1 pseudogene is annotated in these 488 nt (G+C 39.3%); it reads right to left on the bottom strand.

The annotated features are described in order from the left end of the window. Nucleotides 1–488, bottom strand: a pseudogene (locus CP370_RS09255) (ATP-binding cassette domain-containing protein); the annotation flags it as partial.

The following is a 488-nucleotide window of genomic DNA, read 5'->3' as shown; positions in this document are numbered from 1 at the left end:
ATGTAATCAGCTGCACGCATGGTATCTTCATCATGTTCGACCACAATCAATGTATTGCCTAAGTCACGCATTTGATGCAACGAATGAATCAAGCGATCATTATCGCGCTGATGTAATCCAATTGATGGTTCATCAAGAACATACATAACACCAGACAAATTTGATCCGATTTGTGTTGCTAAACGAATTCGTTGTGCTTCACCACCTGACAAAGTTCGAGCTGAACGTGACAACGTCAAATATTCTAGCCCAACGTTTTTCAAGAAACGTAATCGATCTTTAATCTCCTTAACAATTGGTGCTGCAACTTCTTGATCCTGTTGTCCAAATGACAATTGTTCAAAAAATGATAGTTCATGGTCTACTGATTGTTCAGAAATCTGACCAATATTTTGACCACCAATTTTCACAGACAATGCGCCCTCATTTAACCGATAGCCATGACATGCTTGACACGGTAATTCATCCATATAGCTACGCATTTGCTC

The sequence above is a fragment of the Lactobacillus sp. UMNPBX19 genome, from assembly GCF_002553805.1.
Taxonomy (GTDB): domain Bacteria; phylum Bacillota; class Bacilli; order Lactobacillales; family Lactobacillaceae; genus Lactobacillus.
The sequence above is the reverse complement of the archived record's forward strand: the minus strand, read 5'-3'. Positions and strand labels throughout refer to the sequence as shown.